This is a genomic window from Paenibacillus sp. TSA_86.1 (assembly GCF_052691815.1).
Map to the genome: position 1 here is coordinate 33,378 of NZ_JBQZGE010000020.1, position 12,585 is coordinate 45,962.

The 12,585-nt window shown below is 48.6% G+C and carries 7 protein-coding genes; 3 read left to right on the top strand and 4 right to left on the bottom strand.

The annotated features are described in order from the left end of the window. Positions 1–5: 5 nt before the first annotated feature. Positions 6–3,395, bottom strand: coding sequence for a tubulin-like doman-containing protein (locus tag ACUTVW_RS24685; RefSeq protein WP_445648210.1), 3,390 nt, complete (start codon positions 3,393–3,395; stop codon positions 6–8). Between the two features lie 322 nt (positions 3,396–3,717). After that, the gene (locus ACUTVW_RS24690; RefSeq protein ID WP_445648211.1) at positions 3,718–5,511 is read right to left on the bottom strand and encodes a vWA domain-containing protein; all 1,794 of its coding nucleotides are present in this window, start codon (positions 5,509–5,511) and stop codon (positions 3,718–3,720) included. Positions 5,512–5,775: 264 nt separating this feature from the next. Between ACUTVW_RS24690 and ACUTVW_RS24695 the strand changes: the two genes are divergently transcribed. Both ACUTVW_RS24695 and ACUTVW_RS24700 read left to right on the top strand, forming a co-directional pair. Then, a complete protein-coding gene (locus tag ACUTVW_RS24695) occupies positions 5,776–5,925 on the top strand; it encodes a hypothetical protein (protein WP_445648212.1) in 150 nt (49 codons plus the stop codon). Next, a complete protein-coding gene (locus ACUTVW_RS24700) occupies positions 5,922–6,854 on the top strand; it encodes a hypothetical protein (RefSeq protein WP_445648213.1) in 933 nt (310 codons plus the stop codon). The genes ACUTVW_RS24695 and ACUTVW_RS24700 overlap by 4 nt, the downstream gene beginning before the upstream one ends. Before the next feature lie 933 nt (positions 6,855–7,787). Here the strand turns inward: ACUTVW_RS24700 and ACUTVW_RS24705 are convergent. Next, positions 7,788–9,335 (bottom strand): DEAD/DEAH box helicase, encoded by a 1,548-nt coding sequence (locus ACUTVW_RS24705; protein ID WP_445648214.1) that lies wholly within the window; start codon positions 9,333–9,335, stop codon positions 7,788–7,790. A 763-nt stretch (positions 9,336–10,098) separates the two neighbouring features. Here ACUTVW_RS24705 and ACUTVW_RS24710 point away from each other — a divergent pair. Further along, complete coding sequence (locus ACUTVW_RS24710) at positions 10,099–10,485, top strand: hypothetical protein (protein ID WP_445648215.1); 387 nt, start codon at positions 10,099–10,101, stop codon at positions 10,483–10,485. A 458-nt stretch (positions 10,486–10,943) separates the two neighbouring features. Here ACUTVW_RS24710 and ACUTVW_RS24715 read toward each other — a convergent pair whose 3' ends face one another. Further along, entirely contained in the window at positions 10,944–12,407 is a 1,464-nt protein-coding gene (locus ACUTVW_RS24715; RefSeq protein ID WP_445648216.1) for a SulP family inorganic anion transporter, read from the bottom strand. Between the last annotated feature and the right edge of the window lie 178 nt (positions 12,408–12,585).

A 12,585-nucleotide genomic window follows, 5' to 3' on the forward strand; every position in this document is an offset into this window, starting at 1 on the left:
CCACCTTATTTCAGCCTTCTGCGAATATCGTTCAGCTTCGACGACATCGTTCTGTAGAACTGGTAGATGTCTTCTCCGTTTGCGAGTTCTACCCGCTCGTACTCCAGACGATCACGCGATTCCATAAACAATGTTGCCAGATCATCCAGCTTGCTCAGCAGTGGTGTAATATCCTCAGAAGCCGTCAGATCATTATCGCGGCGGGAGGCTTTACGCAGCAATGTGCTACGATCCTTCTCGGACAGGCCACGGAAGTTGCCAAACACTTCGTATTCAGCGAAATTGCGGCTCTTCATCAGGTTGGCAAACGGCTCCCATGCATCTTCCTCCGGATCACGGTCATAGACATAGAGCGCACCCTTTTTGACAATCGTATCGGTATAGAGTGCTTCGATAAAGCGGTCATACCACTGCTCTTCGTCTTGGTACTGAGCAAGGATGCCTTCAAGTTCAGCCACTTTGGCGGTGATGGCATTCATCTTCGCCAGTTCCTCACGTACCCGCGCGATGAGCTGCGGAGAGCGTACCAGGTTTTCTTTGGCCATATCTTCATTAATACTTCCGAAAATATCCTTCACATTCACCCGTGGCAACCCTTCGGATTGCAGACGTTTCAGTTCAAGGACAGCCCGTTTCACTTCACCCAGATTCGGTGCGTTCGATGTAAGACGCATGTCGTAAGCAGCCAGCTTGGCAGATACGTCAAACGGTTCCGTTGTGACAATCGCATAGCGGTTACTTGTATTTTCATCCTCCGATTTGGCAGTAACAATCTTATAGCCGAGCGCTTGCTCGAATTCACTGCGAACCCTTGCGTTATACTGCTTCACGCGGACGTTCTCGTACACATCTCCCCATGATTTTTCCGGAATCGGAGACGGCAGGTATGTCCAGTTGTTTTTCTCCGTTTGCACCAGATGGCGTCCAATACCCTCTTTGTCCAAAATCGTGCGTTCGTAGCTCTCTTCATACACTTTGAGAGGTGTATACACAAAGAGCGGTACCCCGTTGCGGGTATTCAGCCAGAAAATCCGGTTCCGCACTTCGCTCTCTTTCACGGTAAAGTGGGATTTGCCCACGGCATTGTTCTGGTAGTTCCGAATCCCTTTCAGAATTCCCGGAGCCTGTGCTGGCACCGATACAAATCCCCAAGACGGGAAATGCAAACTGCCTGTGCTGTTGCTCAGATTAAACACCGGAACAGCCTCGTCATCCAGCTTGCCTGCGATGAAACGTTCCACGAACTTTTCAACGGACTCGTCTTTTCCGTATTTGATCACCAGGAAATCTTCCATAGAGCGAGTAATCAGGTCACCGAACTTTTCGCTCAGGAAGTCAGAGATCGAGCTGACAATATCAATCTCGTTTTCCTTCACCCACTGGCTCGAATTCTCCAGCAGCTCACGCGAGAAGTCGCGGATCAGGTCATTCGTATCGCGTTTATCCAGCAGCCCATCCACCACGCTCACGATATCCGGTACACTTACCACGTTCCAATAATATGTTTTGTTGCCTTTGTGATCGGTTTGCTCTTCGCCGCGTGTCAGCAGGTCACCGTTCTTGGCAAAGATGGAGCTGAGCGCATTAAGCGTCTCGGAAAATACGTTATAAATGCGGCTGTTCTCTTGGTTCAGCAGTTCATACAGGTCTTCATAGAACTCGATCATCTGGTCGTTACGTTCCACATCGGCATGCAGCCAGTATTCATGAATCTTCGCTTCAATATAAGCATTCTTTTTCTTCTCTTTGGAGACAAAAGCGCTCTTGGCATCGCCGAGTTTCTCTTCGGATTGCTCCTGAGCCGCTTCAATATCCCGTGGAATGCGGAACGCATTTTCGCGCAGCGTTTCGATGTACGACTGAATCATTTTCAGTACACAGAATCCTTTTTCGGTATAAATCAAACGAGAGACGTAGAAAGGACCCTGTTCAGGGTGCAAAAACATACGCCGGATCTGCTCGGTAAACTGACCTGCAATCTCACCCGGCAGCTGTTTCTTCGCTTTGATATATTCCTCACGGGCACGTGCCAGGAAGTTCTGTTCCAGCTCCGTATCCATGTTGACGACCTGGGATTTCACCACATTGCCGTAGGATAGGCGTTCACTGTTCTGGTAACCCGGAAGCGGTTCGGGTACGCGTGATTCGAAGGATTTAACCACACTCTCGAGATCGATACCCAGCTTACGTGCGAACTTCTCGGTATCTTCCTGATTGGGTGCTTTCGAGAACATGGTACTCATCTTGTCAAACATCCGGTAAGCCAGATATGTCGTCATCTCTTCAATCGGAAGTACGGCGGAAGATGCACCGATGATGTTGTAATCATAGTTGGCCGGGTACACTTTGTTCATCTGCGCGATGTTGGTGCGAATATTGCTGATATAGTCATGGATCGCAAATTCCTCACCCGACTGTTTCTCTTCACTGGAGATAAAGTTGGTGATATTCTCCGCGGTAACGTTCATGCAGTAATCATAAGCATTCTCCAGTAACTTGCCTTCCGTGTTCGTTGCCGAGATCAGATGACACAGGTTAAACGGCGGAAGCGGCGAATTTACGGTCAAAATATTGCCGTACTTCTGTGTAAACCGCTCGCCGCGGCTGTCCACGTTCATCCAGTAATCCAGCTCTTTGAGCGCTGCATATCCGTTCTTGCGAATATATTCGCGTGTATGCTCGCTCAAGCTTTTATTGGACAGGTTCACGTCTGGCGTGAATAGGTAACCGAGCGTGTTGACGCGGTCAATCCCGGCAGAGCCGTGATCCCGCTCGATGATGCCGCGCACGATATAGGAAATATCGAGGAAGCAGCCACTGCCTGTACCACCGGACAGACCGGTGAGCAGGAATACCATCAGTTTTTTGTTGGTACCAACGGATAGGGTTTTGATCTTTTTATCGATGGCCTGCACCACTTGATTGATCTTCGTAAACAGAAGCAAACGTCCAGCCTGACGCACACCCGCGGCTCCGTTCATGCCATCCGTAATGCTCAGTTCAGGGGAAAGCCAGTCTGTGATATACGGCTCCAGCACGCTGCGGTTCTGCAACAGTCCGCCAATCTCGGCGTTGGATAAAAGTACAAATTCGTTGATCGGATCCAGTCCGATGCCTCTATATTTCTTCGCACGATCCTGTTCGTTTGTCTCAAACGCCAGAAATTCAACGTTGTCCGGCTTCTCCATCTTTTTCTTGGACACCGGGTCTTGCGGCAGCTTGAAGCGGCGGTTGATCTGGTATTTCAGACGCAACAGCGCGTCAATCCCCGTTCCGCCCAGACCGATAATCAGAATCGGGTTATCAATCGTATCGACCCTGATTTTCTCACTGACGATGCCTCCGCCCAGTGATACATCCAGTTGCTGAATATGCTCTCTAACAATCGGTTTCATTCAATATCCTCCCTTAGTAAACCAGTTGGGCTACAACTCATTACACTTGCCACTCCGATGACAGAGTAACCTGAAGGGTCGCTGTTATTCCCGTATTTTTTGATTCAATTTTTCATAAAGGTGAAAATCCGGGAATAGCGTATGCTTCCGTAGTAGCTTTCTTTCAGAAAGCTTTCAGGCGAGCGCTTGCGCTTCTTCAGGTTTTCTCTGTCCTCTCCGTTCACGTGTAAACAATTAGCCCAACTTATATTGGTATTCCTTTAAATCAAATCATGCATTTCAAACAAATTATCAATTTAAACCAATAAACCGAACAATCACGTTACACCAAATACTCAATCAGTATCGTTTTATCCGCCTGTTGCAGCGGGATGCTCAGTCGATCACCGTTCTTCAGTTCAACGCCAGAGCTTGCATCCACCGCACGGCCGGATTTCTCCAGCGTGCCTCCTGCGGTATTGCGGATGATTAATCGGTCTCCATTGCCAGGGGTAAAAATATATTTCTCCGTTTCCTTCAGTTCAGGGTCAAGCTGCAGCAATTGATGCAGGTGGAACTTGCCCCGGAAGGATGCCAGCTTTTTGTATTGCGGATAAGATTTGTCTCCGGTGTTCTCATCCCGAATCTCCACGATGATCTGACCGACAAAGCCGCGATTTTTACGTTTCAGCCAGCCCATCAGGAACCAGCCGCACGCCGCCACCACGATCAGGGCGATCACACCCAGGATGACAGGCATCCAAGGGAACGGTTTCTCATTGGCACTCGCTGGTGTTGTCGGCTGTGCCTGATTTCCGCCTGAGCCTCCTGCATTGATAATGATCGGTGCACTTTCACGGTAAAAGCTATCTTCTTCCGCACGAATGACCAGCTCATAGTTGTGATTGTCCGGCACTTCAAAGATTCCGGCAAAACCGGAGCCCGTATTTTTCAGCGGCTGTTCTTCTTTTTTGCCTGTGTCCTTGTCATTCACGATCAGGGTGGCCTTCATATCTGCATACAGGTCATTATCCTGCAGCGGCTGACCGCCATTTTCCAGTCTCGCTGACAGGTCAATCTTGTCGCCTTTCGTATAGGACTTGGTCTTAATTGCGCCCGCAACGAGTTGAAGATCATAGTTAAACAGCAGGTTGATATCAATGCTGTCTTTGGGAGCCCCTTTTACCCGAAGTTTCCAGTCGCCCTCCTGAGGTTTCAGCAGCTTCACGAGTGAATAACTTTTGGATGTGGACAGCTTGGCCTCTTTCGAATTCAGATTTACGTTTTTTCCTGAAGGATCAGTTAACTGGATTTGTACCGGCTTCGACGACATGATGGAAATATTGGCTTCCAGTACGCTGTCATTCGGCACACTCACGGTAACTTCCTGATAACTGCCGTTTCCGGTTATCGAAGGCAGCTTCACCACATTCAGCTTGGCATGATCCGCGAAAATATCACTTAGAATCTGTGGCAGATCATCCGGTGTATCGGTAATGAACGACTTGCCTCCCGTTTGTTTGGCAAGATCTGCAAGTGCATTTTTGTTCAGCTTGCCATCTGCGTTAAGTCCGATAGTGTAGACTGGGATACCTTTCGCTTGCGCATCCTTAACGGCTTTTGCCAGATCCGCATCCGACTCGGCCTGAGTGCGTCCTTTGCTTTTGTTAAAATCGTTATTGCCATCCGCCAGCAATACAATCATGGGCGAGTGTGATGCGTCAGCCCCGTGGTTCAAAATATTCATAGCCTCCGCAACACCAACGGAAATATCGGTGTACGGGCCTCTGCCAAGCTGGTCGATAAAGTCTTTCAGATTGCTTTTATCTGCGTCAGACTGAATCTCAAGCATAGCCTTCTCTCGCTCAACCTGATCGGTGTAGGCGACAATACCTACTTTATCACCGGTGGTTGGCAGCATATCTATAAACATTTTCATCGCTTCATTACTGATCTTGTCACGATCACTTGTATTCATCGAGTTGCTGACATCGGCTACAAGCACCGCGTCAATTCCACTCGTCTGTGCCTGAGCGGCTTCCGCTTGGGGAAGCAGTGCCGAAGGCAGCAGAAGGGTTAGTAATGCCAGCAGAACCATGGTTCCGCTGAGCCAGCGTTTTTTGCGTATCCGCAGCATGGGCTGTACTCCTTCACGTTTGAGATTAAAATGCGAATAGTTTATTATAGGCGTCAAGCCTTAAGGAAATCTTAACAGTCTGCTAATAAAATCTGAAAAGCACCCCTATTCTGAGTTACAGTTTTGTAATGTCTGACAAAAATCGACGATTTTAGGGCTTTGGGTTGGAACAATAATTCCAACTATGGAAATATGATATAGTTATTGCCAGCAAACTGCAATATAACAGTGCTTGATCCTCAAGCCATAGAAAGGGACGGAATTATGGTTACATACGTATGCCTCGCCATATTGTTTCTTTTTGTCATCATCAGGGTGATCACGTTACAGGTTCATCGCCGCAAACCCGTCTCCCTCGAAGACACCGATCGCACCCTGTACAATATTCTCAATGGCGGACGTGATGGAGCATGAGTACCAAAAAAGTTGTTTCCATACGGCCATTTAACCGAACGACATATGCCTATGAAAAGTTGCATATTTGCAAGCGCTGCGGGCAATATACATGCCTTTGGGAAGACCACTGCACCTCCTGCGGACGCGGCACACTTGTCTCTGTGCAAGAGAAAGCAAATTCACGCGTGAAACGCCGGATGGTGCGTGATGTGTTCTTCGTTCTATTGATCGGCGCAGCAGCTACTTATTTCGGTGAAACGCTCGATCAGTCCATGATCGCGGCTAGCGTGTCGCTATTGCTGCTCGGTGGCCTGATCTTCATGCAGCAGCGTTCATTCGAGGTTGAACAGCGACGCGAGATGAGACGCTTACTGCGACTGGATGAAGAGGTGATCCGCCAGAGCATCAACCGAAACTGGGCCCTCGTTGCGGAAGCGCGAAAAGAAGACGAAGCTCTTGCCTATGAAATGCTGCGCGAGATCGGCTCTCTGATCTACAACGACCGGATTCGCTTGCAGCAGGTCGCATTACTGCAATCCTTCGTGCTGCGCAGTGATATGGATCTGCAGCTGAAACCGCTCCTGCTCCATAACTTCGAGCGGCTGCTCGCCGAGTATATTGGCGAAGTTGCCCGGCTGAAGCCGGAGTTGGTTCGTGAAGACGCGATTCGGTATATCGCGACGTATGAGGTTCACATTTTACAGCTGCATAATGGTATTCAAATTCTGACCGCCGTGGCCGCCGCTGCCGTACGCAAAAGCAAATATATTGAACTGTTTCCCAGTCTGATCACCCGCTATGCACGTTTCATGCCCAAAGACCGGTTCATGCGGCTCTATCACACGATCGAGCGTTATCCAACCAAAGCACGCGGTGGACTCGCGGAGTCCGTCGGCCGGGTATACAACGAAAAGTACCGGGATCAGTACGCTGATGTTCATGGATAACCGTGCATTGGCAACGATAGTCGTAGGTCAGTGAGAGAAAGACCTGTCCGTTTGTATTAACATCAGCGCACAGGCGCTGGAACCAGCTGCGTTGCTTGTGTACATGCTGTACAATCTATAAGTGAAATAATGCAAATTAGCTCCCTAACTATAGACGAACGGTACACCAGGCTTCCCTGCATTGTTGTGATCTAGTAAGCAAAATAGCGTGCTATCTTTTAATCATATAAGTTTTAAACCGAAAACACCCCGTCCTTAGGTCTAGGATGAGGTGTTTTGTCATATGGGTTCATACTATGCGGAATCTAACGATCACAGTGGAGCTTATTTCGACCAAATTAACACTCTAACAATTCTAACGATCTCCAGGAGCCTTATTTCGCTGAAATCACCACAATTCACCCTTTATTAATGACTTTTTCTTCAAATAGCGTCTCTCCTGATCGTTAGAATTCTTTACTCTTCAAAAAAGCACGAATAAGGCTTCTCGTGATCGTTAGCGCTCGGGGATGAGATAAAGTGGTAGTTTGGTGAGGTTAAAAGCTAACTAATATGTAGTGTGATAGAAGACGAAGTATCGCACGGCAGTCGACGGCACTTATGGGACAACATTGAGATAACAAATGAGCTAACTCAAAGTGATATCACATCAAAGCTAGCAGGAGTGTAGCCATCATAGCGTGGTGACTGTACAACGAGTGAGAGCTGGAGTGAGGTTCATCGTGTAGATAAATACATGTAAAATAAGGGCTGTACCGTTGGTTGTAAAAAAGGGTCGCGACGTGTTTCCGTCGCGACCCTTGGTTCGAGTGTTCGGTACGATGACGTACCCGAACCCTCTCGGTGTGTGCCATGCGGCATCCGCTACTCCGGTCGCATGGCTATGATGCTTCTAGCGCAAGATGCGGCTGCATCGCCGCTTGCGCCAGTGTGTTACCGTCCGCGACGAGAATCGCGGCGGTCGCCCCTGCTCGGACCGCGTCCTGCGGAGTCCGAGCGGCCCGAACCAGCGCCACCGCGCCCAGCGGTGCGCTTGTCTGCGCTGCGGCCTGCCCAGCCGCTGCCTTGGCTCGTGCCGCGGCTACTGCTGCCGCGGCCCTGGCTTGCTGCACCGCGACTGCTGTCGCTGCTGCGCGCCGAACCACGACTCGCGCTGCGCTCATCGCCGCTACGGCCGCCACTACGGCCACCGCTGCGGCCTCCAGATGTGCCGCCGCGAGATCCACGACCGCCACCTTCTCGGCGGTCGTTACGACCTGAGCCGCGACGGGCACTGCCTGTCCCGGCAGTACGGCCGCCACGCTCATCATTTCCCTCGCTATTAATTACACGGCGAGTAGCTCCCGTGGAAGCGACTGGACCCTCACTCGTCCACTGAATACGGTTCAGCTTCTGATTCGTACCTTCCTCGATTCGAGCAAGCTCCGGTCTGTCGTGCTGAGTTGCAAACGTTACGGCAAGACCCGTTCCGCCTGCTCGTCCTGTACGACCGATCCGGTGAATATAACTTTCTGCATCATGTGGCATATCGTAGTTGAATACATGGGTTACCCCTTCAACGTCCAGACCACGTGCAGCAACATCCGTAGCCACAAGGATTTGCAACTTCGCATCACGGAATGCCTTCATGACCTTCTCCCGCTTCGCTTGGGACAAGTCCCCGTGAAGCTCGTCACTTTCATACCCGGCTTCAATCAGATCTTCGTTCAGCTTGGAAGCCCGGCGCTTCGTCCGGCAGAAAATGATCGCCAAATACGGGCGGTACGTATCAATCATGCCACGCAGCGCATCAAACTTGCCACGATCCGTGCATTCCAATACCTGCTGGCGAATCTGGTGAATCGGAATCATCGACTTGGAGGATACTTTGACATCCTCCGGATCTTTCATGTAATTCTTCGCCAGTACACGAATGCCTTTAGGCATCGTTGCCGAAAACAGCATTGTTTGACGTTTGTGCGGCAGTTCGCGCAAAATCGTCTCCACATCATCCAGGAAGCCCATATGCAGCATTTGGTCAGCTTCATCGAGCACCAGTTTTTTCACATTATCGAGCTTCAATGTACCACGGCGCAGGTGATCCAGCAGACGACCTGGCGTACCTACAACGATCTGCGTTCCATTTTGCAGCTTGCGCAGCTGCTTTTCGACATCCTGTCCACCATACACAGCAAGCACATGCAGCTTGTCATCGTTAGCGGTCAGTTTCTTCGCTTCTTCTGTAATCTGCAAAGCCAGCTCACGAGTAGGCGCGATAATCAGTGCCTGCGGAGAGAGGTCAGATACGTTAATTTTCTGAATAATCGGCAGCAAAAAAGCTAGCGTTTTCCCTGTGCCCGTCTGTGCCTCGGCAATGATATCACGTCCACCCAGCAGTACGGGTATTGAACGCTCCTGTACCGGAGTCGCCACCGTGATTCCCTGATGTTTCAGTACCTCGCACCACTCCGGACGAATTCCTAGTTGTTCAAAATTTGTCAATCGTTACACCTCTGTATATTCATTTAGATAAGTCCATTTCATAGAAGACCCTAGCCCTTTGGAAAATGCATAGGCATCTCCGTCTGAACTTCATTGAGTCTATAGCCATGTCTGAGTCTACATACGAGCCTGCTATTGGTGTCCGTGTGCCTGAGTTCTGCATCTGAACCTGAATTGGATTCTGTGTGCATTCCCCAAGTTCTGCATATGAGCTTGCATTTCGAATCATACTGCGCTGAGTCATCACGGCTTCAATCACGTCTGCACTTGATTCTCTAATCTGATCACAACCTGTACATGCAACACACACACACGTAACTCCACACTAGTTTTCCTGAATTCAACTCTGATTATGAAATGAATTTTTAAAAAGCAATCATTCCGTTGCTCTTCTTCTCCATACCCTGTAGTTTACACGTTCATCCAGCAAAACAAAAGCGAAACCGAACTACCGCGCCAACTTGTAGCATAAACGTATCGTAAAAATCAGACATTTTATAAGTCACTGTGCGAACCTGACATCCCTACCACACATTTCAGAAATGTACTCATAGAAAGATAAACATGAGAAGATTATCATTGTTTACATTCTTTTTTATTCGATTTTATAAATTTTTTTCATATTTTGTAAATTAGTTTGTTACATATCTTATAAGTTAGCCTTTAAATTAGCTGTGTAGGTAACCAACCTCAATCTGGTGGCGTCTATTCTAATATGTACGCTACGTGATCCAGGATTGGATGAACAGGAGGGAAACATGCGATGAAAGTAAAAGGAATACGAAGAATGATGATTTGGGGGCTGATTGGCATTCTCGTGCTGATCATCATAACTTTGCTATCTGTCTTGAACAACGTTGGTTACAGCAACGTTAGACAAATCATACATTTGGAGCGTAGTGGTCACTCCGTTATTCAGATGGAAACCCCTTCGCCAGGCAGGGAACGTTACCTTACCAAAGACCAGAACGATCCGCAGGAGCGTTTAAAGTCAAGGATGGAGCGTGAAGGTTGGAAATACCAACAACAAGAAGGCTCGGGTTATTTTTTCGTAAAAGAGGACAGGCAAGCGATTGTGACCATTCGCCAATGGAATCATTTTTACATCTTATACGATTTGAATGGCGGTATTGCCAACCTTGAAGACTAGCTAACATAACAAGATTACTAACTAAAACAAACAACTAAAGACCACCAATAAACATAACAATAAATTCTAACGATCCCCACAAACCTTATTGGCTCGAAATACGCACTGTCAGAATTCTAACGATCACCAGGAAGCTTATTTCCTTGAAAATCACAGAAATCCCCAAAAAAAGGAGTAAAATCAGCTAAATAGCGTCTCTGGTGATCGTTAGAAATGCAAATGGCCCAAATAGGCCTAAATAAGGCTCCTCATGATCGTTAGCGCTCACGACTACAAAAAAAGCGGCTCCCCTCGCATAAACCACAAGGAGACCGCTACGCATCAATACTTTCTAGCATTACCTATCAACCGTAGCCGTTTCAAGGCTTACCGTTACCTAACTATCGCTTAAACTCAGTCGCCTACATTACAACTTAACCCTACTACATATAGAAAAACAATCCCCCTAAGCAGCTACTCTACGCTCCGTGTCCCCCAGTACCCGCACCTGGAACCTTGAATCCGCTGCGCTCCAGTAGGCGGGAGCTTTCTTCGTTCAACCCACGCAGATGCACGGTTTTACCAAGCTTCGCATATTTGAATTTCACTTTGCCAATCGCCACAACCGCCGTGTTGTCCCAGATATGCGAGCCGCCAAAGTCAATCGTAATGTCCTGTGGATCTGCTTCCACATCGAATTCATCTACAAAATGGGACGAAGAACCGAAGAAGAACGGTCCGTGCACACGATACACTTTCTGTCCTTGCTCTTCGCTAGCCTGTACACGAATTTTGGTCTGTTTCCAGCCAAAATGCAGCACGCTGAGCACGACACCAACCATCACCCCAAGCGACAGGTCATGCGTGTAGACAACGATCGCTACCGTAACCACCATAACGAAAGCTTCTGCGCGTGGTACGCGGGCTATATTTTTAACAGAACTCCAGTCAAACGTACCGATACACACCATAAACATAACGCCTACCAGTGCCCCCATCGGAACTTGTTTCACCACACCGCTGAGCAATAACAGCAAAATAGCAAGGAACGCCCCTGCCGTAAACGTCGACAGCCTTCCGCGTCCGCCTGACTTCACATTAATCACCGACTGTCCGATCATCGCACAACCGCCCATGCCGCCAAATAAACCATTCACGAAGTTTGCAATGCCTTGACCACGCACCTCGCGATTTTTGCTACTTTTGGTTTCGGTCATCTCATCCACAATCGTCGCGGTCAATAAGGATTCCAGCAAACCGACCAGCGCCATTGTGAATGAATAAGGCAGCAGAATCATCAGTGTATCCCATGTCCACGCAATATTCGGCAAATGGAACATCGGCAGTGTGCTCGTCAGATTGCCCATCTGACCTACCGTTTTCACATCGAGATGAAAGACCACGGTAATAATGGTCATGATAATAATCGCTACAAGCGGAGCCGGAGCCCCTTTGAAAAAACGTGGCAAAATATAGATGATTGCCAGCGTCCCCGCCACCATCGCATACATGATCCAGTTCGCTCCCGTAAAATGGGTGAGCTGCGCCATGAAGATCAGAATCGCCAGTGCGTTAACGAATCCGGTTAACACCGAATGTGGCACAAACGTAATAAATCGCCCCACTTTAAATATGCCTAAAATAAACTGAATAACACCAGTCAAAATGGTCGCCGCAAAAAGATACTCCACGCCGTAATCCTTTACAAGCCCAACCATCAATACCGCCATAGCTCCTGTTGCTGCCGAGATCATGCCCGGTCTGCCGCCCGCAATCGAAATAATGATCGCTATCGTAATCGACGCGTACAATCCGACCATCGGATCAACACCGGCGATAATGGAGAAGGCAATGGCTTCCGGAATGAGTGCCAGCGCTACTGTAATGCCCGCGAGCACGTCTCCGCGAATGTTGCCAAACCACTGTTGTTTTAACGTATTCATATGTTCTTGCTTTGCCTCCTAGATGTGTCCATCAAATTAAAGATCCTGCTGAAGAGTAACGGAAGCCGTACAAGTCTGATTTATCACCATCGAACCCATAGAACAGCGACAACGGGGAATCCACAAACAACACAAAATAACGGATGAGTCTTCGTAGAAATAAATGATTGTGCGCCTG

Coding starts and splice junctions, on each gene's coding strand:
- ACUTVW_RS24685 (WP_445648210.1), bottom strand. CDS start 3,395: ATGAAACCGATTGTTAGAGAGCATATTCAGCAACTGGATGTATCACTG.
- ACUTVW_RS24690 (WP_445648211.1), bottom strand. CDS start 5,511: ATGCTGCGGATACGCAAAAAACGCTGGCTCAGCGGAACCATGGTTCTG.
- ACUTVW_RS24695 (WP_445648212.1), top strand. CDS start 5,776: ATGGTTACATACGTATGCCTCGCCATATTGTTTCTTTTTGTCATCATC.
- ACUTVW_RS24700 (WP_445648213.1), top strand. CDS start 5,922: ATGAGTACCAAAAAAGTTGTTTCCATACGGCCATTTAACCGAACGACA.
- ACUTVW_RS24710 (WP_445648215.1), top strand. CDS start 10,099: ATGAAAGTAAAAGGAATACGAAGAATGATGATTTGGGGGCTGATTGGC.
- ACUTVW_RS24715 (WP_445648216.1), bottom strand. CDS start 12,407: ATGAATACGTTAAAACAACAGTGGTTTGGCAACATTCGCGGAGACGTG.